The 19,789-nt window shown below is 69.8% G+C and carries 18 protein-coding genes; 10 read left to right on the top strand and 8 right to left on the bottom strand.

Annotation, left to right across the window (positions count from 1 at the left end; genetic code table 11):
• Window positions 1–43 precede the first annotated feature (43 nt).
• The 6 genes from ABD691_RS06485 to ABD691_RS06460 all read right to left on the bottom strand — a co-directional run bounded on the left by ABD691_RS06485 (window position 44) and on the right by ABD691_RS06460 (window position 5,145).
• Window positions 44–592 carry a non-canonical purine NTP pyrophosphatase gene (locus ABD691_RS06485; protein WP_344678513.1) on the bottom strand — a complete coding sequence of 183 codons (549 nt, stop codon included), beginning with the start codon at window positions 590–592 and terminating at the stop codon, window positions 44–46.
• 38 nt (window positions 593–630) lie between these two features.
• Window positions 631–1,284, bottom strand: a complete 654-nt coding sequence (locus tag ABD691_RS06480) for an HAD family hydrolase (RefSeq protein WP_344678512.1) — start codon at window positions 1,282–1,284, stop codon at window positions 631–633.
• Window positions 1,281–2,429 carry an IS701 family transposase gene (locus ABD691_RS06475; protein WP_344678511.1) on the bottom strand — a complete coding sequence of 383 codons (1,149 nt, stop codon included), beginning with the start codon at window positions 2,427–2,429 and terminating at the stop codon, window positions 1,281–1,283. The genes ABD691_RS06480 and ABD691_RS06475 overlap by 4 nt, the downstream gene beginning before the upstream one ends.
• A 116-nt stretch (window positions 2,430–2,545) precedes the next feature.
• Complete coding sequence (locus tag ABD691_RS06470) at window positions 2,546–3,541, bottom strand: amidohydrolase family protein (RefSeq protein ID WP_344678510.1); 996 nt, start codon at window positions 3,539–3,541, stop codon at window positions 2,546–2,548.
• 280 nt (window positions 3,542–3,821) lie between these two features.
• The gene (locus tag ABD691_RS06465) at window positions 3,822–4,592 is read right to left on the bottom strand and encodes an isocitrate lyase/PEP mutase family protein (RefSeq protein WP_344678509.1); all 771 of its coding nucleotides are present in this window, start codon (window positions 4,590–4,592) and stop codon (window positions 3,822–3,824) included.
• Between the two features lie 91 nt (window positions 4,593–4,683).
• Window positions 4,684–5,145, bottom strand: a complete 462-nt coding sequence (locus ABD691_RS06460) for a carboxymuconolactone decarboxylase family protein (protein ID WP_344678508.1) — start codon at window positions 5,143–5,145, stop codon at window positions 4,684–4,686.
• Between the two features lie 735 nt (window positions 5,146–5,880).
• Between ABD691_RS06460 and ABD691_RS06455 the strand changes: the two genes are divergently transcribed.
• From ABD691_RS06455 to ABD691_RS06430, 6 genes are all read left to right on the top strand, one after another.
• Complete coding sequence (locus tag ABD691_RS06455) at window positions 5,881–7,365, top strand: class I adenylate-forming enzyme family protein (RefSeq protein ID WP_344678506.1); 1,485 nt, start codon at window positions 5,881–5,883, stop codon at window positions 7,363–7,365.
• A 155-nt stretch (window positions 7,366–7,520) separates the two neighbouring features.
• A complete protein-coding gene (gene pabB / locus ABD691_RS06450) occupies window positions 7,521–9,608 on the top strand; it encodes an aminodeoxychorismate synthase component I (protein WP_344678505.1) in 2,088 nt (695 codons plus the stop codon).
• 30 nt (window positions 9,609–9,638) lie between these two features.
• Window positions 9,639–10,844 (top strand): FAD-dependent oxidoreductase, encoded by a 1,206-nt coding sequence (locus tag ABD691_RS06445; RefSeq protein WP_344678504.1) that lies wholly within the window; start codon window positions 9,639–9,641, stop codon window positions 10,842–10,844.
• A complete protein-coding gene (locus tag ABD691_RS06440; RefSeq protein WP_344678502.1) occupies window positions 10,844–11,677 on the top strand; it encodes an aminotransferase class IV in 834 nt (277 codons plus the stop codon). The genes ABD691_RS06445 and ABD691_RS06440 overlap by 1 nt, the downstream gene beginning before the upstream one ends.
• Window positions 11,674–13,164 (top strand): AMP-binding protein, encoded by a 1,491-nt coding sequence (locus ABD691_RS06435; protein ID WP_344678500.1) that lies wholly within the window; start codon window positions 11,674–11,676, stop codon window positions 13,162–13,164. Before ABD691_RS06440 ends, ABD691_RS06435 begins: the two co-directional genes overlap by 4 nt.
• A gap of 23 nt (window positions 13,165–13,187) precedes the next feature.
• Window positions 13,188–14,420 carry an MFS transporter gene (locus tag ABD691_RS06430; protein ID WP_344678499.1) on the top strand — a complete coding sequence of 411 codons (1,233 nt, stop codon included), beginning with the start codon at window positions 13,188–13,190 and terminating at the stop codon, window positions 14,418–14,420.
• Window positions 14,421–14,474: 54 nt separating this feature from the next.
• Here ABD691_RS06430 and ABD691_RS06425 read toward each other — a convergent pair whose 3' ends face one another.
• Window positions 14,475–15,191 (bottom strand): class I SAM-dependent methyltransferase, encoded by a 717-nt coding sequence (locus ABD691_RS06425; protein WP_344678498.1) that lies wholly within the window; start codon window positions 15,189–15,191, stop codon window positions 14,475–14,477.
• 279 nt (window positions 15,192–15,470) lie between these two features.
• Between ABD691_RS06425 and ABD691_RS06420 the strand changes: the two genes are divergently transcribed.
• From ABD691_RS06420 to ABD691_RS06405, 4 genes are all read left to right on the top strand, one after another.
• Window positions 15,471–16,133 (top strand): MOSC domain-containing protein, encoded by a 663-nt coding sequence (locus ABD691_RS06420; RefSeq protein WP_344678496.1) that lies wholly within the window; start codon window positions 15,471–15,473, stop codon window positions 16,131–16,133.
• 127 nt (window positions 16,134–16,260) lie between these two features.
• A complete protein-coding gene (locus tag ABD691_RS06415; protein WP_344678495.1) occupies window positions 16,261–17,307 on the top strand; it encodes a cytochrome P450 in 1,047 nt (348 codons plus the stop codon).
• Entirely contained in the window at window positions 17,304–18,230 is a 927-nt protein-coding gene (locus ABD691_RS06410; protein ID WP_344678494.1) for a nucleoside hydrolase, read from the top strand. Before ABD691_RS06415 ends, ABD691_RS06410 begins: the two co-directional genes overlap by 4 nt.
• A gap of 350 nt (window positions 18,231–18,580) precedes the next feature.
• A complete protein-coding gene (locus ABD691_RS06405) occupies window positions 18,581–19,108 on the top strand; it encodes a hypothetical protein (protein ID WP_344678493.1) in 528 nt (175 codons plus the stop codon).
• Between the two features lie 64 nt (window positions 19,109–19,172).
• Here ABD691_RS06405 and ABD691_RS06400 read toward each other — a convergent pair whose 3' ends face one another.
• The gene (locus ABD691_RS06400; protein ID WP_344678492.1) at window positions 19,173–19,496 is read right to left on the bottom strand and encodes a hypothetical protein; all 324 of its coding nucleotides are present in this window, start codon (window positions 19,494–19,496) and stop codon (window positions 19,173–19,175) included.
• Window positions 19,497–19,789: the final 293 nt, after the last annotated feature.

Below are 19,789 nucleotides of genomic sequence, written 5' to 3'. Positions count from 1 at the left end.
GCCGTGCTCGAAAGGCATCAGCAGCGCCCGGCCGTGGCGCCCGTCAGCCCGCCGAGAGCCAGTCGCGAAGCGACGCGACAGCGGCCCGCCGCTGAGAAACGCCGAGCTTCTGCTCGGACGTCATCTCCGCGTACGTCAGCACGCCGCCCTCCGGCACGAAGATCGGGTCGTACCCGAACCCGTTGTCCCCGCGAGGTTCGGTCGCCACGGTTCCGCGCAGCGATCCGGTGAACACGCGCGCGCCCTTCTCGTCGGCGTAGCCGAGCGCGGTCGTCACGGTGCACGCGCGATCGGTCACCTGGGCCGCCATCTCCAGGATGCCCTGGACTCCGACCGAGCCCAGGAACCACGTCACGAGCGCTCCCGGAAGCCCGTTCCACGCGTCGAGCGCGAGGCCGGTGTCGTCGACCATGACCGGGCCGCGCAGCTTCGAATAGGCGTCGAGGGCCTTGTGCTTCACGACCTCGACGACGTCCAGGGACTGGATCTCGACCAGGTCCTCCTTGACCGCCGCGACCTCGAAGCCGAGCAGGCCCGAGTACTCGCGGGCCTTGCTCTCGTTCCCGGTGATCAGCGAGATGCTTTCGATCATTGCAACCTTCCGTGCAGGCATGCCATCAGTACCGGCGGTCATCGGCCCAGGATCGCCGAGACCACCGACGGAAACGAGTCGGCGAGGACGTCGGCGTCCGCCAGCTGCGCGGCCGAAGCGACCCCGTAGGTCACCCCGACCGACATCATCCCGGCCGCCTTCGCCATCCCGATGTCCGCCGCGGTGTCGCCGACGACCACGCAGTCCCCCGGCCGCAGCGCCAGCTCCCGCGCCGCGCGGAGCGCGCCGTCCGGCGCGGGCTTGCCGCGGGCGACCAGGTCGTGCCCCACGACCGCGTCGAAGGAACCGGCCGTCCCGGTCGCCCGCACCGTCCGCAGCGCGCCTTCCTGGAGCTTGGACGTGGCCACTCCGAGCCGCAGGCCCGATTTCCGCAGCACCGCAAGACCTTCGGCCACCCCCGGGTACAGCCGGACCTCCCCCTCCGCCAGCCGGGAGGCGAACGCGGACTTGAAGGTCTCGATCGCGGTCGGCACCTCCGGGTGGTCGCGCGGCACGTCGAAGAACCGCGCGAACGTCCGGTCGAGCGGTTTTCCCACCGCCGCGCGGATCTCCTCCGCACCGACCTCGATCCTGCGGTCCGCCAGGATCGAGGTCGTGATCGACACGATGACCTCCACGCTGTTCACCAGCGTGCCGTCCAGGTCGAAGACCACCCCGCGGACCTCGGTCACGCAAGCACCCCTGTTCTGCCCCGCAGGGCGACCAGGTACGCCACCGACGCCAGGGTCATGTGGCGGTGCCAGCCGGGGAACGAACGGCCCTTGAAGTCCCGGAAGCCGACCTGCTCCCCGGTCTCCACCAGGTCCTTCTCCACCCGGGCCGCGCTCTTCGCCAGCTGGAGCAGGTGTTCGGGCGTCTCCCGGCCCATGTCGGTGAGCCAGAAACCGCCCGGCCGCAGCTGACCCTCCGACCAGTCCGCGAGCAGCAGCAGCGGTTGCCCCGGCCGACCGGGTTCGTCCCCGATCAGCACCCACACCGCGACCACCAGCGCCGCGTTGTTCCGGGAACCCGGACCGCTCCACTCGACCCGCCGCGCCAGCCCCTTGACGGACGCGCTCAGCTCCGAGACCCGGACCGGACCGACGCCGTACCTGGGCACCTTCGGATCGTGCGGCAGGACGCGGAAGTCCTCCGGCACCCGCACCATCCAGGAGCTCCGCTCCGCGACCAGCTCGCGCAGCACCGACCGGGCGTCGAACTCGCGGGCGTCGACCAGGACCGGGAGGTGCTGCGACGGCCCGGCCCGGACGGTGTCCAGCGCGGCCCCGGCGAGCAGCCGGTCCGCGGCCGGGTTGTTCGCCGCCTCCGCGGTCCGGCCGCGGACCCGTTCGCCGCCCCACGCCTCCGGGACGAACAGCGTCCAGTCGACCGGCGCGCTCACCTCCTCGGTCGCGACCGAGGAGCAGAACGCCCGCTGGAAGTTGACCACCTTCCCGTACTCCGACAGGAACTCCCGGTTGACGCCGACCGAGTGCTCGCCCCACTTGGGGATCGTCACCGAGGTCACCACGGACACGGTCGGGCGCAGCACCTCGTCCAGGTAACCGGCGAGCGCTTCCCGGATGGGCCGCCAGTCCCAGGTGGAACTGCTGATGAAGTGGTGCATCGCCTGCTCGGGAGCGCGCCCGCCGAGCAGCTCGGCGATGTTGCTCATCGACTTGCGGCCCTCGGCCCGCAGGATCCCGCGCACGTAGTTGACGGCCTTCTCCCGCTGGTCCTTGCGGCGCAGCGTGGCGAACAGCCTGGGGCGCAGTTCGTCGATGACGTGGTCGAAATCGGGGATGTGGGACGGCGCAAGGGTGCCCGGACGCGACATCGCGCTCTCCTCTCCCGGACCGGCTCGCAGAGTTCCGGACTCGGCCCCGGATCGCGGGCCGGGCACGCCGCGCAGCGCGGTCGCCGGAACCGGCCGGCGACCGCGCGTGCGGGGAGTCATGGTGCCGTGGCCGGCCTGCCGAGGCCGAACAGCCGCTCGGCGTTCGTCCTGCCGATCTTCAGGCGGTCGTTCTCGCTGATCGGCACCCCCTCGAACCAGGGGACCATCTCGTCCATGGACTCGTACGGGTAGTCCACGGAGAACAGGACGCGGTCGGCGCCGACCTCCAGCAGGGTGCTCAGCAGCGTCTGCGGCCGGAGCACACCGCTGGTGGTGAGGTAGAAGTTGTTGCGCAGGTACTCGGTCGGCTCCTTCTCGTGCTTGCCGTAGGTGCCGTTGCGCTGGTGGCGCACCCGGTGTTCGAGCCGGGGCAGCGTGAACGGCAGCGCCTCGCCGAGGTGCCCGAGGATGACGTTGGCGCCGGGGTGCCGGTCGAACAGTCCACTGAGGATCAGCCGGACCGCGTGCGTGGCGGTCTCGAGGCCGAATCCCCACGGCGAACCGAGGATTCCCTCGTAGCCCTGGTAGATCCGCTGCTGGCTGGGCAGCGGTCGGCGCGGGTGCAGGTAGACCGGGACGCCCAGCTCCTCGACCTTCGCCCAGAACGGCTCGACCGCGGGCTCGTCGAGGTACTGCGCGGTGTCCTCGTCACCGATGTTGCTGTAGCCGTTGACCATCACGCCGAGGAACCCGAGGTCGCGGACGGCCCGCTCCACCTCCTCGGCGGCCTTCTCCGGGTCCTGCAACGGCACGGCGGCGAAGGCGCGCAGCCGGTCCGGGTACCTGCCGACGAGCTTCTCCGCGGCGTGGTCGTTCATCCTGCGGGCCGCGTCGACGGCCTTGGCGGGGTCGAGGACGGCCTCGATCCCGGGCTGGGTCAGCGAGAGGATCGAGATCCCGATCCCGTTGCGGTCCATGTCCGCCACCCGCTGGTCGACTTCCTCCAGGCGAAGCTGGACCCGCTCCACGTAACCGGAATCGGAGTAATGGCTTGCGGTGGCGTTGAACTCCGGGGAGTCCCAGTGTTCTTCCAGGGCGATCTTGTGCTGCATGCTGACCACTTCCTTGGGCGTGTGGTACCGCTCGGGACAGTCGATTCGTGGAGGCACACTCGTTGACGCCACCGAGTGCGGGCCGATTCCGCCGGCCCCGCGGACGTGTTCGGTGGCGGCTCAGGACCGCGCGGTGCGCGGGAGTTGATCCGCTCGGCTCGCCGCCGGGAGGCTGCCCCGCACCGGCTCCTGGCGAGCTCCGCAGCACTGCCGGGTGGCGGGTTTCCGGTGCGACCGCACCGGAAACCCGCTCAGCTGCCGGTCGGCCCGGCGCCGCGGCTCAGCCCAGCGCCTTGGCCTTGGCGGCGAGCCCGGTCAGCTCCTCCTTCAGCCAGCCCTCGTAGCCGCGGCCGAGGCCGGGGCCGAGGGAGACCCGGGTGACGCCGAGCTCGGCGAGCCGCTCGATGCTCGGGGCGACCGGGGTGGCCAGCACGTTGATCGGGCCCAGCTGCTCGACCAGCGAACCGATGATCTGCTCCTCGCTGGCCAGCAGCGGGTAAACGACGTCTGCGCCCGCGGCGAGGTACTCCTTGCCGCGCGCGACGGCCTCGTCGACCGCCGACGACTCGGCCGCGCCGGTGGTGACGGCGCGCAGGAACACGTCGGTCCGCGCGTTGATCACCAGCGGAACGCCGATCTTCTCGGCGGCCTCGCGGATCCCGGCGATGCGGCGGGCCTGGTCGGCGGGGTCGGCGAGCTTGTCCGCGCGGTAGTCGGTGTCCTCGATGTTGAGACCGGCGGCGCCGATCTTGACCAGGCGGGCCACCAGTTCCGCGGGCTCCAGCCCGTAGCCGGACTCCACGTCCACGGTCACCGGGACGGACACGGCCCCGGCGATGCGGGCGGCAGCGGCCAGCATCTCGTCGGCGGGCGCGGCCTCGAAGTCCTCGTAACCGAGCGAACGGGCCACCGTCTCGCTGGTGGTCGCCACTGCCGGGAAACCCGCCTCCTCGGCGGCGCGGGCGCCGAGGGCGTCCCAGATGTTGCCGAGCACGACCGGCGCACCCGGCTTGTGCAGCTCTCGGAAGGCTGCGGACTTTTCCTGAAGCACTGTTGGAGAAACCTTTCCCAGTTTGCCGGGGTGGCGGGCGGATGCGCGGTCGCCGGCCACCGCGGCGCGCGGCGGCCGACGACCCGGGGGTTCAGTCCTTGGCGGGCTGCATCCGGGTGGTGATCGCGACCCGGTTGAGGTTGTTCATCACGATGATCACCCAGATGAGCTGGCTCAGCTCGTCCTCGCTGAACTCCTTGGCCGCGAGGTCGTAGACGTCGTCGGCGACCTGGCCGTCGTGGACCAGCGTGATCGCCTCGGTCAGCTCCAGGGCGACGCGCTCGCGCTGGGTGAAGAACGGGGCCTCCCGCCAGGCGCTGAGCACGTAGAGCCGCTGCTCGGTCTCGCCCTTGGCCCTGGCCTCCTTCGAGTGCATGTCCAGGCAGAGCGTGCAGCCGTTGATCTGCGAGGCGCGCATGTTGACGAGGTCGATGAGCAGAGGTTCGATGCCGGCCTTCGTTGCACCGGCGACCACGGTGTCCTTGAGCTTCCGCATGGCGGCGTAGTTGTCCGGCGTCACCTTGGGGAGAACGACGCGCGAAGATCCGGTCACGGGGCTAACTTCCTTTCGATCTGACGTTGGTCGGCCAGTGCGTGCACTGCCGGTTCGGCGGTTCTGCAGCCGAAGTCGGGATGCGGCGATCTCCGGACCGCGCCGGTGCCGGACCGGTGCGGTCGGGGTCGACCGGGCGGGAGCGGGCAGGTCGTCGTTGATCGCAGACTAGCGTCATCCCGGGGCCGCCCGCGGCCGGCCGAACCGACTTCCGTGCGAAGTGGTAAACAGACCGCCCGACCGGTTCCGCGCACAATCCCGGCTTTTCCCTGTGGCATTTGCGGTGGCTAATTCACATTTCCCCAGCTTGATCTCGTAAACGCGAGCTGATCATGAGTTCGATACCACCGGCAAGGAACCATCTTGAAGTGTGGTCCAAATCACTGTAAATATGACGGTGACCACTTTTGGCTTCATCCTTCCGGCGGAGCGGCAGTGGAATTCATGTCTGTAACGTTCCACTTGTTCCCCTCCGTGGAGTCGAGCACGGGGGGCTGCTATCCGCTCTGGGGGAATGCCAAGGCGTGGTCACTCGATGATGCCGGGGCCATGTATCGATGATGTTGCGGCTATAAATCGATTCGCGGCTATGGATCGATGTCACCGGGGACATAAAGACCCATCGGGAACCTTCGCGCGTCAACTGCGTAAGAGGAAGGGTGTGGAATTCCCTTGCTGAGCCAGGTGCTGCATTCGTTCGAGTTCTCGCTCGGAACGATGTTCCACGAAGCGTCCATGCGACACGGGAAAACGCCTGTCGTGCTCGACCGGCCGCTGGCTTCGTTCGACTCCACGACGGACACCTACACGTTCTCCGAACTGGCCGCGCTGGTGGACGAGTTGTGCGCCCGGCTGTGGGCGGCGGGCCTGCGGGCGGGCCAGCAGGTCGCGGTCCACAAGACGGAGAACTTCGACCTGGCCCTGCTGACCTCCGCGGCCTCCCGGATCGGCGCGACCCCGGTGCTGCTGTCCCCCGGACTGGACGGCGGCGTGGTGGCCGCGCTGCTGGAGCGGCTGGGTGACCCGTGGCTGATCACCGACACCGCGAAGCTCGCCGGAGAACTCCGCGACCAGCCGATCGACGACCTGGTGGCGCACACCTTCGTCAGCGACGCGCAACCGAACGGTTCGCGCTCCGCCGATTTCCGGCCCACCCGCATCCATCCGCGGGAAGTCGCGCTGATCACCCACACCTCCGGGACGACCGGGATTCCCAAGTTCGTCGCCCACACGCCGAACGCGATGTGGTGGCGCCTGCTGCCCCAGATGGCCCTGGCGGCGCGCATCCCGCGCAGCGAGACGGCCGCTTTCTGCACCTCCTACGCGCACTCCCGCTCGTACCACTCGCTGGGTGTCGCGCTGCGCAAGGGAATGCCGCTGGTGCTGCTGTCGGATCCGGCCACCGACAACGCCGAGGAAATCCTCGCCCGCACCAAGCCCGCGCTGCTGGAGACCTATCCGAACAACTTCGTCATGTGGGAGTCCCTTGTGGACAGCAAGCGGCGCCCGCTGGCGAACGTCCGCTACTTCACCAGCACGTTCGACGCGATTCATCCGCGCACCGTCCAGCGGCTCCTGGACGGTTCCGCGCGGCGCGGACCGATGTACGTGCAGTTGTACGGCCAGAGCGAGACCGGCCCCATCACGGCGCGCAGGTACACCCGGAAGAGCGCCGCGTCGATCGACGGCCGGTGCGTCGGCCGTCCGCTGTGGCCGCTGACCGGCGTCCGCGCCGTCGACGCGCAGGGGCGGCCGCGACCGCGCGGCGAGGTCGGCTACGTCCAGGTGTTCACCCGCGGCCGGGCCAGGACCTACGTCGGCGAGCACGCCCGGTACGCCCGCCAGGTCGACGGCCGCTGGTGGCTCATGGGCGACATGGGCCAGGTGGACCGCTGGGGACGCCTGCACCTGCTGGACCGCGAGGTCGACCAGATCGACGCCGTGGACAGCAACCTGGAGCTGGAGGACAAGCTGCTGTCGCTGCTGGACGAGCTGTCCGAGGTCGTCGTGATCCCCGACGCCGAAGGCGCGCCGGTGCCGGTCGTCTGCGTGCACGGTGACGCGCCGCTGGACGCCGACCGGTGGAAGCGCGCGGTCGCGGACATGCCGTTCCTGCGCGACCCGATCCAGCTGCCCTTCACCGCCGTCCCGCGCACCGCGACCTGGAAGGTCAAGCGGCTGGAGCTGGCGGAGCGGATCAAAGCCGATCAGAACGCGTGAGCGGACCACCCGCGCGCGGGCGCCACCGCACCCGGGGCGACGCGCACCGATGCCGGGGCACCGGTCCGCCCCGGTTCGAACCGCACTTTCGGCTGTGACCCGGCGAGCCGACCCACGTCGACCACGTGGGCGGCAGTGCTGCCTTCGGAGGAACGATGCGCACTCTGCTGATCGACAACTACGACTCGTTCACCTACAACATCGCCCACTACCTCGCCGAGATCAGTGGTGAGGAACCGGTCGTGATCACCCACGACGACCCCGGCTGGACGCCCGGCAGGCTGGCCGAGTTCGACAACGTGGTGATCTCCCCCGGACCGGGCCGCCCGCAGCGGTCGCGGGACCTCGGGCTCAGCGCCGACGTGATCCGCCGGGCCGAGATCCCGGTGCTCGGGATCTGCCTGGGACACCAGGCCCTGTGCCACCTCGACGGCGGCGCCGTGGACAACGCGCCGGAGGTGCGGCACGGGCGGCTGTCCGCGGTCAGCCACGACGGAGCCGGCCTGTTCGAGGGGCTGCCGTCGCCGTTCAAGGTCGTGCGCTACCACTCGCTCGCGGTCAGCGAGCTGCCCGACTCGCTGGAGGCGGTCGCGTGGTCGGACGACGGGGTGCTCATGGGGGTGCGGCACCGGACCCGGCCCGCCTGGGGCGTCCAGTTCCACCCGGAGTCGATCTGCACCGAGCACGGCCACGACCTCCTGCGGAACTTCAACCGCCTGACGGCCGAGTGGCAGCGGACCAGGAGCCGCGCGACGAGCGCCGCGACCGCGGTGGGTCCGCGCGCCGCGGCGGAAACCGAAAAGGAGCCAACCCAGATGGAAGTCCTGCACCGACGGCTGGACGTCGAGGTCGACGCCGAGCGGGTCTTCACCGCGTTCCACGGCACCTCGGCGGACGCCTTCTGGCTGGACAGCTCCAAAGTGGACGGTGAGTTCGGGCGCTACTCCTTCATGGGCGACGCGGCGGGCCCGCGGTCGGCGGTCGCCACCGCCGACGTCGCCAACGGCGTCGTGACGGTCCGGTCCCGGTCCGGCGTGCAGCAGCTGGAGAGCGGCTTCTTCGACTGGATCGAGCGGGACCTGGCCCGGCGGCGGGTGCGCGTCCCGGAGCTGCCGTTCGAGTTCGCGCTCGGCTGGGTCGGGTACCTGGGCTACGAGCTGAAGGCCGAGTGCGGGGCGCGCGCCGCGCACGAGGCGGAGACCCCGGACGCGGCGATGGTCTTCGCCGACCGCGGCATCGTCTTCGACCACGTCGAACAGCAGGTGCACCTGCTCGTCCTGGCCGACCGCGGCGGCGACGAACGCGCCGCCCGCTGGCTCGACGAGACCGAGTCGGCGCTGCGCGCCCTGCACGCCGACCCCGGGCCCGCGGTGCCCGAACCGGAGCCGCAGCCGATCCGCGCTCCGCTCTCGCTGCGCCACGGCCGGGACGACTACCTCAAGCTCATCCAGGACAGCAAGGACGCGATCGACGCGGGCGAGACCTACGAGGTGTGCCTGACCAACATGGTCTCCACCCCCGAACGGCTCGACTCGTGGGAGGCGTACCGGTTCCTGCGCCGGACCAGCCCGGCGCCGTTCGCGGCGTTCCTGCGGTTCGACGACGTCGCCGTGCTCAGCACCTCGCCGGAGCGGTTCCTGAGCATCGACCGGAACCGGATCGTCGAGTCCAAGCCGATCAAGGGAACCCGCCCGCGCTCGGCGGACCCGGTGGAGGACGAGCGGCTGCGCCAGGAGCTCGCCACCAACGAGAAGGACCAGGCGGAGAACCTGATGATCGTCGACCTGGTGCGCAACGACCTCGGCCGCACCGCCGAGATCGGCTCGGTCAAGGTCGACAAGCTCTTCGACGTCGAGACCTACGCCAGGGTCCACCAGCTGGTGAGCACCGTCCGCGCCACGCTGCGCACCGACCGGTCGCCGGTCGCGTGCGTGCGGTCCAGCTTCCCCGGCGGCTCCATGACGGGTGCCCCCAAGATCCGGACCATGGAGATCATCGACGAGTTCGAGGCGGGTCCGCGCGGGGTCTACTCCGGAGCCATCGGGTACTTCTCCCTGTCCGGGGCGGCCGATTTCAGCATCGTCATCCGCACCCTGACGACGACGCCCAACGGCGCCCACTTCGGCGTCGGCGGCGCGATCATCGCGCTGTCCGACCCGGACGCGGAGTACGAGGAGACCGCGGTGAAGTCCGAGGCCATGCTCCGCCTGCTCGCAACGACCTTCCCGGACCGGGCGCGGTAGTCCCGGACTCCACGGCGAAACGAGGTAAACGTGGGCAAGCATGACCAACGCCCGGTGCTGATCGTGGGAGCCGGGCCCGTGGGGCTGACCGCCGCGCTGGCGGTCCGAGCCCAGGGGCTCCCGGCGGTGGTGCTGGAGGCGGACCCGGTGGACCGCGAACGCCCCGGCAGCCGGGCGCTCTTCGTGCACCGGGAATCGCTGCGGCACCTGGAGGAGATGAGCCCCGGGCTGGGCACCGAGATCAACGAGCACGGTGTGCTGTGGACGAGCCGGAGCACGTACTTCCGCGGCAGGCAGGTGTTCAGCCGGACCTACGCGGGGGCGGAGTTCGCCGGGTTCCCGCCGTTCACCAGCCTGCGCCAGGTCGACACCGAGCGGTTCCTGCGCAAGTACTGCCACGACGCGGGGGTGGAGTTCGTCTGGGACAGCCCAGTCACGTCGGTGCGGCCCCAGGACGACGGCGTGGAGGTCACCGTCGGCGACGGCGGCACGTGGTCGGCGGAGTACGTCATCGGCGCCGACGGGGCGCGCTCGGCGGTGCGCAAGTCCTTGGGGATCAAGCTGGAAGGCGACCGGGCGGAGGGTTTCCACGTCGTCGTGGACATCCGCGACGACTCGCCGTCCAGGTCGCTGGAGCGGGTGCTGCACTACGAGCACCCTGAGCTGGGCGGGCGCACCGTCCTGTTCGTGCCGTTCGCGGGCGGCTTCCAGGTGGACCTGCAGTGCCGGGAGTCCGACTCCGCCGAGGAGTTCGCCACCACCGGCGGCGTCCGGGAGTGGCTCGGGAAGGTGCTGCCCGAACGCCACCGCGACAACGTGCTCTGGGTTTCCAAGTACACGTTCCAGCAGGTCGTCGCGAACACCTTCACCGACGAGCACCGGCGGGTCCTGCTGGTCGGCGAGGCCGCCCACCTGTTCCCGCCGTTCGGCGCGCGGGGGCTCAACAGCGGCATCGCCGACGCCGCGGCGGCTGCCGGGGCGATCAGGGCGGGCCTGGACTCCGGGCGGCGGGACGCGGTGGCCGAGTTCGACCGGGACCGCCGGGACGCGGCCCTGTTCAACCGGGACGCTGCCGCCGAAGCCCTGCGCCAGCTGCGCCCGCAGCCCGGGCGGCGGTTCAAGCAGCTGGCCGCCGCCAGGTTCGCCCCGCTGTTGCCGTCCCTGGGGCGCTGGCTGGAGAACGCGCCGTACGGTGCGAAGACCGGCCGGGCGCAGAGCTCCAGGGGCCGGTACTGATGTCCGCCCCGGTGCTCACGCCCAGCGAGGGAACCGACGAGCTGGTCCTGGAATGGGACCAGAACACCGGTCAGCTGGTCCCCGCGGCGAACGCCGGCGGGACACTGCTGGTCGCCGAGTCCTGGCTCATCGACAACGGAGCGGTCCGCGCGATCGAACGGCACTGGCAGCGGTTCGCGCACGGCTGTGCCGAAGCGACGCACTTCGCGTCCGGCGCCCTCACCAAGTTCTGGACCCAGACGCTGGCCGCGATGCCGCGGGCAGGCCGCTGGTTCCCCCGGATCGAGGTCGCGCACGGCCCGGAGCAGCGGATGCGGCTCCGGCTGCGGCCCGCCCCGACCACCGCGGGCGACCTGCGGGTGTGGATCTCGGACTCCCCCGACCCGCGGCTGTTCCCGCAGCGGAAGGGGCCGGACCTCCAGCGCCTGCTGGACCTGCGGGAGCGCGCCGCCGAGCACGGCGCGGAGGAAGCGCTGATCACGACGCTGGAGGGCACCGTCATCGAGGGGGCGCGCTCCAGCGTCATGTGGTGGGAGGGGGACCGGCTGTGCTTCCCCGCCCGCGACCTCCCGCTGCTGCCCGCGGTCACCAGCAAGCTGGTGCGCGAGATCGCGGGCGTGCACGGCCATCCCGTCGCGTACCGGCGGGTCAATGTGTCCGATTTGGACGGACGCGAAGTGTGGTTCACCAGTGCTCTCAACGGAATCCGGCCGGTGACCGAATGGGTTGGCGCCCCGATCAAGGCGGGGGCGGCCGTTCGCGCCGAGCAGTGGAGGACGATCCTGGACCGGCTCGCCCTCCCGCTCCCCGAGACCAAGGCGGTGTGGCGATGAACTTCGTGGCAAGTGCGCTCAGGCAGGTGGACGAGCACGGCTGGCGGGACCGGCCCGCCTTCCACGCGGGCGGGTCCTGGTGGACCCACGGCGAGGTCCACGACCTGGCGGCCGGGCTCGCGGGCGAGCTGGCGGCCCGGTCGGTCTCGGCCGGACAGCGGGTCGTGGTGGCCCAGCGCGACGGGATCGGCCTGGTGGCGACCTTCCTGGCCGTCGCGCGGCTGGGCGCCACCGCGGTCCTGGCCAACCCGCTGCTGACCGCACCCGAGCACGGGCACATCGCCGCGGACAGCGGGGCGGTGCTCGCGGTTGCCGACGAGGACGTCGTCGCCCACTTCCCCGGAATCGGCGTGGACGCCGGCGAGGTGCTGGACGGCGCGCGAACCCGGGAACCGTTGCCGCCCAAGGACGTTCCGCCCGACGAACCGCTCTACATCCAGTACACCTCCGGAACGACCGGAACCCCCAAGGGCGTGGTGCACGCGCACGAGGATCCGGTGCTGTACCACCGGCTCGTCGGGGAAGGCGTCTTCCACGTCGGGCCCGACGACGTGCACCTGTCGCTGTCGAAGCTGTACTTCGCCTACGGCTTCGGCAACGCGCTGGCGTTCCCGCTGATGAGCGGGTCGTCGGCGGTGCTGATCCCGGAACGGCCGACGCCAGAGGACATCCGCGCGGCGGTCGAGCGGCACCGCGTGACGCTGCTGTACGCGGTCCCGTCCGCGTACGCGAAGCTGGTCCGCCAGGGCAATCCCGAGGAGTTCCGCAGCATCCGCGCGGCGGTGTCGGCGGGCGAACCGCTGACGCCCGAGCTCGGCGAGCGGGCCGGCGCGCTGCTGTCCGCACCGGTCCTCGACCAGCTCGGGTGCACCGAGGTCGGGCACGCCTTCTGCGCGAACACGGTCACCCACAACACACCCGGCTCGCTCGGCGTCGCGGTCCCGGGCTACGAGCTCGAAGTCCGCGACGAGAACGGCGAGGACGTCGGCCCCGGCGGGGAGGGCGAGCTGTGGGTGCGCGGACCGACGCTGCTGCGCGGTTACCTGAACCGCCCCGAGGCCACGGCCGAGGTCCTGGTCGACGGGTGGTTCAACACCAGGGACCGGGTGACCACCGACGAAGGCGGCCACGTCTGGTACCTCGGGCGCACCGACGACCTGGAGATGGTCGGCGGGATCACCGTGTCCCCGGTCGAAATCGAGATGATTCTCTCCCGCCACGGGGGAATAGCCGAGTGCGCCGTGATGTCGGTACCGGATGAGGACGGGGCGAGCAAACTGCGCGCCTTCGTCGTTCCCAAGGCGGATCAGGATCTGGGGGTCCTGGAAGAAGAACTCATCTCCGCGGCGCGGGCGGAGCTCGCGCCGTACAAGGTCCCGCGGAGCGTGACCGTCCTCGCGGAGGGACTTCCCCGCACCGACAACGGAAAACTGAGCAGAACGGAGTTGCGCGACCGAGTGCTGCGGGGCCCTCTATTGCCCAACTGACACATCTCTCATGAAAAACACGGATGCAACCAGCACAACTTAGACTCGTATTACTGGCTCTCGGGGCGTTCACGGTAGGAACGGACGCCTATCTCGTCGCGGGGCTGCTGCCGCAGATCGCGGAGGACCTCTCGGTGCCCGTCGCCACCGCCGGGCAACTGGTGAGCTTCTTCGCCATCGCCTACGCGGTGGCGGCCCCGCTGATGTCTTTCGCAACCCGCAGGTTCAACGCCAGGACCGTGCTCGTCGCCGCGCTCTGCGGAGTGGCGCTGACGGACCTGGCGCTCGTCGTGGCATCGACCTACCCGATGCTGGCCGTGGGACGCCTGGTGACGGCGTGCTTCGCGGCGGCCTTCACGCCGACGGCGGCCTCGGTCGCCGCTTCGCTGGTGCCGCCGGACCGGCAGGGCCGGGCACTGGCCTACGTCCCCGGCGGGATGACCCTGGCGACCGCCCTCGGCGTTCCGCTGGGATCGCTCATCGCCAACGTGGCCGGATGGCGCGGAGCTTTCGTCTTCGTGTCCGTCCTCAGTGGAATCGTCGCGCTGGGGCTGTGGCGCACGTTCGGCCACGTGCAACCGCAACAGCGCCCGGACCGCGGCGAACGGCTCGTGGTCCTGCGCAAACCGGCGATCTGGTCGATGGTGGGCATGACCGTCCTGTGGTTCACCGGCGGTTTCATGGCCTACACCTACATCAGCCAGATCGCGGCCGAGATCGCCAACGTGCACGGCGGCTGGCTGACCGCGGTGCTGCTCACCTTCGGCGTGGCCGCGATCGTCGGCGTCCGCCTGGGCGGGGTCGGCGCGGACCTCTGGGGGCCGCGGCGAACGCTCGTGGCCAGCGTCGGCGGCAAGGGAGTCGCCTTCCTCGCGCTGGCCGTGACCGGCTGGCTGGCGCCGGGACCGCTGAACGCGGTCGTGATCCTGTTCGTCGTCGTCGCGTTCTGGAGCGTCAGCGCGTGGGCGACGAACGCGCCGCAGCAGCGGATGTTCATCACGCGCGCTCCGGAGGACCGCGTGACCGCGCTGTCGCTGGCTTCCTCGGCCAACTACGCCGGGATCACGCTCGGCGCCAGCCTCGGGGGACTCGTCATCAGCTCCTACGGAGCGGGCCCGGTGCTGACCATCGCGGCGGGCATCGAGTTCTTCGTCGCCGCCGCGCTCATCACCGGCGGCATCGCCGCGCGCAGGCGCGCGGTGCGCGAGGTCGCTGCCCGGCAGGCCGAGCTCGCCGGTCCCAGGGAACTCGTCTGACCCACCGAGTGCGCCACCTTTCCCCGCGACCGGGGGAAGGTGGCGCCACGGCTGCTACTTGCGGCCCTTCGCCTGGGCGACCACGAAGAACGACGGGACGTTCACCCGGCGCTCGCCGACCGACACGGTGCCCTGGTAGTCGATGGGCCCGGTCGAGACGATGTCGAACCCGACGGCTTCGAGCTCCCGCTGCAACGCGCCCTCCTCCCGGGACTCGGGCAGCGGAACGCGGTCGAAGACGAACCGGAACTTGTCCGGCGGGGTGACACCGCGCTCGAGCAGGTCGAGGATGAACTCCCGGCTGCTCGGCGCCAGCTCGTAGAAGAACGCGCCGCCGGTGTCGCCTGCCAGGTTCGCCAGCGAGGCCGCGGCGAGCTTGAGCTCGTCGGGCTTGAAGGCGTGCAGGACCGTGCGGACGTACAGGCCGGCGTCGCCGATCCGGTCGTGCAGCGCGGCGGCCTGCTCGGGGTGCAGCAGGTCCAGCTGCTCGTAGGTGATCCCGGGGCCGGAGTTGAACTTCCTGGCCCGGTCCAGCGCGTGCGGCGCCGCGTCCACGCCGACCACCCGGTTGAAGTGCTTGGCGATGGCCACGGTCTGCCCGCCGTCACCGCACCCGACGTCGATCACGGGCTGGGACGGGTCGAGGACGCTGCCGAACAGGTGCAGGTGGGCGTGCGCCACGTAGTTCGGGTCCACGTCCCACGGCGAGGTGCCCGCGGCGTCGGGAAGGTCGGTCCAGAAGTGGTCCCACATGCCCTCGAAACGGCTCATTTGCTCTTCCTTCCAGTCGGCCCGCGGCCGAGCGCTGTGCTTGCCGCATTCGCGGCGATTTCCGGCAGCACCAATCGATTCTGCGGCGCAATCCCCCGCAGTCCGCCTCGATCGTCGCCGGGGCGGTCGGCGGTGTAAAGAAACGAGAACGGGGTTTGTCAGGTTCCCATTCCGGTGTTCGACTTGACAAAACCAACGGGAATCGATGGGACCCGAAGGGGCGCCAACGTACGCTCCAGAGCCGTGGGCAAAATAATTTCGATCAACACCGGAAAGTGCGTGGAGACCAACTGGGGCGCCCGCCGGAACGAGTCGGCGATCGAAAAGCTCCCGGTCACCACCAGCATTGCGGTGACCAAACTGGGTCTGGCCGGTGACGAACAGGCCGACGTCATCCACGGCGGCGCGGGCCAGGCGTTGTACGCATATGCGCGAGAGGACCTCGATTGGTGGTCCGAACGGCTGAACCGGCCCTTGCGCGACGGCATGTTCGGGGAAAATCTGACCCTTCGCGGATTCGACGTCAGCGGCGCGCTGCTGGCCGAGCGGTGGCGGATCGGCAACGTCCTCGCGGAGGTCACGGCGCCGCGCATGGCGTGCGGCACGTTCGGCGCGTGGATGCGCGAGAAGCAGTGGGGGCCGACCTTCAACGCGACCCGCCGACCCGGCGCCTACCTGCGCGTTCTCGAAGAAGGAGAGCTCAGCCCCGGCGACGGCGTCGAGGTCGTGTGGCGACCGGACGAGCACGTCACGGTGGCGGAGGGGGTGGCGGGGATCCTCGGCGACGAGGACGTCCTGCGACGCATCGCGGTCCTTTCCAAGCAGGTACCGGAATGGGATTTCGAAGCAGTGATGCTGCATGCCTGGAGGCGAGCCAAATCCGCCGCTCGGCGTAAACAGGAGGCGTTGTCCGGAACCGGCGGGGAAAAGACCCATGCTTGACTTGTTCGCGGACTTCAGTTCAAGTGATCCGACCCGTTCGATGGCGAAATCAGCGCAGGGCTGCCCGTACCAGTGGGACGCGGAGAAAAACGCCGTTTACGCACTCCGCGCGGACGATGTCAGAAACATGCTGCTCGACCCCGACTTCTGGAGTCAGCGCTCGTCGGACCCGAGGATCGGGCTGCTGGACGAACAGGACGCCGAGCGCCGGTCGGCACTCAAGGATTTCTTCTCGCACTGGCCGGTCTTCTCCGATGGCGACCACCACAAGCGAATGCGGCACGCCGCGCTGCGACTGCTCCGCGGAGTCGTCACACCGGAACTGACCGAAACGTGCCGGAAACTGGCGACCAGCCGGTTGGTCGAAGCGGGGGAATCGCCGTTCGACTGGATAGCGCGGATCGCGCGCCCGCTGGCGCGGGAGGCGGTGGCGGCGCTGACCGGACGCGCCGACGCCGACCGGCTGGTGGAACTGGGCAACGTCGTCATGGACGAGCTGGCCACCCCGCGGCTGGAGATGGACCGGGTGGACGCCGCCCTGGCGGCGATCGCCGAACTGCGCGAGTGGCTGCGCGGTGCGCGGGCCGAACCCGGGTCGGCGTTCGTCGCGGGGCTGGCGAAGCTGTGGGACGACGAGAGGTTCGGCCCGGACTCCGCGACGTCCCTGCTGACGCAGATCGTCACCGGCGCCTACGAGCCGACCGTCGCGAGCCTGGCGGTCGCCGGGGAGCGGGTGACCGGGCAGGTGCTGGCGAGCGTGCCGCCGCAGGCGGTCCGCGAGGAGGTGTTCCGGCTGGCGACGCCGTTCCGGTTCGCCAGCCGCTACGTCCGCCGCCCGGCGGCCGTCGGTCCGCACCAGCTCGACACCGGCGACCGGGTGGTGCTGTGCCTCGGCACGGCGAACCTGGACCCGGACCACTTCCCCGAGCCGCTGGAGATCCGGCACCGCAAGGGGCAGGCCCGCTCGCTCAGCTTCGGCGTCGGCCCGCACCACTGCCCCGGCGCACCGCTGGCGCGCGCGGTGGTGGAGGTCCTGCTCGGTTCGATGGCCGAGCTCGGCGTCCACTTCGTCGCCGACCGGGTGGAACGCGAGCCCGAGCTGCCGATGCTGCGCTACCGCAGGCTCGAAGGCAGGCTGGTGCATTCCGAGATCCCCGCGGAGGCCCCGAGATGAAGCGGATCCTGCTCGACTGCGACCCGGGAATCGACGACGCGCTCGCGATCGGTCTGGCGCACGGCAGCCCGGAACTGGAGATCGCCGGCCTGACCACGGTGGCGGGCAACGTCGAACTGGAGCACACCACCGCGAACGCCCTGAAGCTGGCGGACTTCTACGGCATCGACGCGCCGATCGCGGCGGGAGCCGACCGCCCGCTGGTCCGGGACCGGCTGACGGCCAAGCACGTGCACGGCCCGACCGGCCTCGGCGACGCGGTCCTGCCGGAACCCGAGTCGAAGCCGATCCCCGACCACGCGGTGGACTTCATCATCGACACCCTCGCGGAGGCCCCCGGGCAGATCAGCCTGGTGGCGGTCGGCCCGCTGACCAACATCGCGCTGGCCCTGCGCAAGGAACCCAGGATCGCGCGGTGGGCCAGGGAATTCGTGGTCATGGGCGGCTCGTACACCCGCGGCAACGTCACCCCGGCCGCGGAGTTCAACGTCCACGCCGACCCGGAAGCGGCGGCGGTCGCCCTGGGAGCACCGTGGGAGACCGTCCTAATAGGACTCGACCTGACCACCCAGGCCCGTGCCACCGGGGAGGTCCGCGCCCGGTTCGCCGCCCTGGGCCGCCTCGACCGAGACCTGCTCACGCCCTGCCTCGACGCCTTCGCGGGCCCGGACGCCCGCAGGCTGGGCCCGGCCCTGCACGACGCCTGCGCCGTGGCCTACGCGATCGCCCCGCACCTGTTCACCACCCGCCCGGCTCACGTGGACGTGGAGACGACGGGCCGCTTCACCGCAGGGATGACCGTCACGGACTTCAACGCCGCTGAGAAGACCACCCGCGTAGCCACCGAACTCGACCAGGCGCCTTTCTGGGACCTCGTCACCGACGCCCTGGGGCGCGTCGCGGAGCGACTTCCGGCGGGGTGATTTCCGGGTTCCGCCTCTTGACAGGACGGACGCCGCGGACCTGAACCTTTCTCCTATCATCCCGCCGGACTCGGCGATCCCGGCACCAACTCAACGGTTTCGTCGCCAAGCAATCGCAAAAAGGTTCCCGGCGAAATCTCCCTGCCGGGCACCGTTCGTCGGCGACGACAGGTGACCTGACTCGAATGGGGATGCTCGGTGACCTCAGCGGGTGACTGCATTGTCAAACGCCAGTGCGTGGTTTTCCTTTACGGTTCAGGCACATCATGGCCCTCGTCCGTCGTTCGGCACCGTCCTCCGTGGGGTGATTACCTCAGCGAGCAATCCGAACCGATGTGACGATCCTGGCCATGAAGATTTCTGCAGCACTAGTCGCTCTGGCCCTGTTCTTTTCCGGACCGGCGGCCGTAGCCGTACCGACAGCCGCATCGACCGTCGCGGCGCCGACCTGGTCGCCGCAGATCAACGACGTCAAGGAGAAATTGAAGACAGAATGTGACCAGGCGTGGTTCTGGTCCGGCACCGTCGACGGTCAAAGTGTGCAGCCCTACGCGGAAAGGCTGGCGAGCGAGAAACATGGGTTCACGCTCGCCGCCAAGCTCGCGGAACAGCATATACCCGAGCCAGACCCAAATGATCACGAGAAATGGAGGGAATACTCGCAGTACTTCGCGGAAGGAGCGAAGTGCAGCGCGCGGACCGTGCTCGGCGATACAGTGAGACCAGACAGCGTCTGGTATAACACCGAGTTCCCAGCACTGAAAAAGAACGTCGAAATCGATTCCGTGTGGCAGGTCGCCCCGAAAACAGGAGCCGAGTGGGAGATCTGGCACCGAAGCTGGGCGCACAACTACCGGACAACACATGTTACGCAGTAGCTCAGCCCCAGAAATAACATCGCAACTGAACTGATCGCGGAGATGCCGATCGAGATTCAGGCACTCACTTTGGAATGAATTTCACACTGCCGTCCGCCGAGTAGGGCAGACTTTGTGCTTGATTCAGGTCGAGAACGAGGACAAGATCCCTTTCCGCGCATCCCCGTCGGTTGTACACGTGGGCGCGCCGATTGGTCTCGTTACGCAGTTGGTTGTTCTTGGCCCAGTCGACGGGATAGCAAGCGTAGTCGAGGGGTTCCATCAGAATCGGAACGTTGTTCACCCAAAAAGTGCCCTGGGCGGCGGCTGCCGTGGCGGGGGTGGAGAAGGCCATCACCAGGGCCGTACCCACTGCCGCCGCCCTACCGATCACGCATCGTGCGGACATCGCAGGTGCTCCTTTCGCGCGTGTGGCGCTAATTGTGTTCAACACTCCAAGACCTACCTGCCACTGCCGTCTTCCGCCCCTCCGAGCACACGGCCTTCCTTCGATGGAGGGCAAGGGTTCATCCATTCCAGGACACCTCTCTCCCGCCCGATTAACGAGGACCAGAAGACGATCTGGACGCCCGCCCAAGTCGCACCGCATCCTCGGGTCGCCCGCCGTGGTGACAAGCGTGCCGATCGGACTGTTCGGACAGCCAGTCGGTGATGCGGCAGCACGGTCAAGTTCGCAGGGAA

The organism is Saccharopolyspora taberi, assembly GCF_039534165.1.
GTDB lineage: Bacteria > Actinomycetota > Actinomycetes > Mycobacteriales > Pseudonocardiaceae > Saccharopolyspora_D > Saccharopolyspora_D taberi.
Note: the sequence above shows the minus strand (reverse complement) of the source record. Positions and strands in the feature narration are given on the sequence as shown.